Here is a 1308-nt window from a genome sequence, read left to right as displayed (position 1 = left end):
ATATGGAGAGAGGGGCAGAAAGGGGAGGGGGGGGGAAGGAGGGAGAGGAAGGAAGGGGGGAGAAGAGAGGGAGAGGAAGAGAGAAGGAGAAGAAAAGGAAGAAAAGGGAAGAAAAAAAAAGGGGGAGGGGGAAAAGGAAGGGGAAGAGAAAAAAAGAAAGAAAAAAGAGGAGGAGAAAGGAAAAGGGAAAAAAAGGAAAAAAGGGGAGAAGAGAGAAAAAAAAAGAAAGAAAGGGGGGAAAAAGAAAAGAGGAGAGAAAAAGAGAGAAGGGAAAGAAGAGAAAAAGAAGGAAAAAGGAGAAGGAAGGGGAAGAAGGAGAGAAAAAAGGGGAGGAAGGAAGGGAAAGAGGGGAGAAAGGGGGAAGGGAGAAGAAGAAGGGAAAAGGGAAAAAGAAAGGGGAGAAAGGAAAGGAGGGGGAGAAAGAGGGAAGGAAGAAGAGGAAAAAAAAGGGAAGAAGAGGGGGAAGAGGAAGAAAGGGGAAGGGAAGAGGAAAGGGAAAAAGGGGAAAGAAAAAGGGGGGGGGGGAAGAAAAAGGGGAGGGGGAGAGAGGAAAAGAGGAGGGGGGGAGAGGGGGGGAGAAGAGAAGAAGGAGGAAAAAGGGAAGGAAGAGGGAAAGAAAGAGGGAGGGAAAAAGAGGAGAGGGGGGGAGAAGGGAAGAGAAGAGAAGAAGGAAGAGGGGAAGGAAGGAAAGGGAGAATTGATAGGAAAAAAGAGAAGGAGGAGAAGGAAAGGAGGAAGAAAAAAAAGAAAAAGAGGAGGAAGAAAAGGAGAGAAAGAGGGAGGAGGGGGAAGAGGGGAAAAAGGGAGGGAGAGAGAAAAGAAAAGAGGAAAGGGGGGGAAGGGAGGGGGAGAAAGGAGAGGAAAGAGAAAAATAAATGGGAGAGGGGGGGGAGAAAGAGGAGGAAAAGGAGAAAGGGGAGACGTTGTACTAAGAGGAAGGGTATAAGGAAGAAAGAGTGAAGAAGGGAAGGAAAAGGGAGAGGGAAAGGAGAAGAGAGGGAGGGAAAAGAAGGGAGAAGAGAGGGAGGAAGGAAGAAAAGAAAAGGAAAAGAAAAGGGGGGGAGAAAGGGAGGAGGAAGAAGAAGAGGAGAGAGGAAGGGAGGGGAAAAGGGGAAAGAAAGAAGGGGAGGAAAAGGGGGAGAGAAAAAAGAGAGAGGGGGGGGGGGGAAAAAAAGAGGAGGAAAGGGAAGGAGGAGAGGGAGAAGGAAAAAAAAGGGGGGGAAGAGAGAGGAGAGGGGAGAGGAGGGAGAAAGGAGGAAAAAGAGGAAAGAAGAGAAGGGAAAAAAGAAGAAGGGAGGAGGGAAGGGG

The 1308-nt window shown here is 48.8% G+C and carries 2 protein-coding genes; both read left to right on the top strand.

All coding sequences use genetic code 11. The features are described 5' to 3' along the window. A partial coding sequence (locus ISALK_RS15665) for a hypothetical protein (RefSeq protein WP_201756928.1) occupies window positions 1-960 on the top strand: 960 nt, incomplete at its 5' end. Then, window positions 957-1308, top strand: a 352-nt coding sequence (locus ISALK_RS15660; protein WP_201756927.1) for a hypothetical protein, incomplete at its 3' end; no start/stop codon positions are given. The genes ISALK_RS15665 and ISALK_RS15660, both read left to right, overlap by 4 nt.

The sequence above is a fragment of the Isachenkonia alkalipeptolytica genome (genome assembly GCF_009910325.1).
GTDB classification, from domain to species: domain Bacteria; phylum Bacillota; class Clostridia; order Peptostreptococcales; family T1SED10-28; genus Isachenkonia; species Isachenkonia alkalipeptolytica.
Note: the sequence above shows the minus strand (reverse complement) of the source record. Positions and strands in the feature narration are given on the sequence as shown.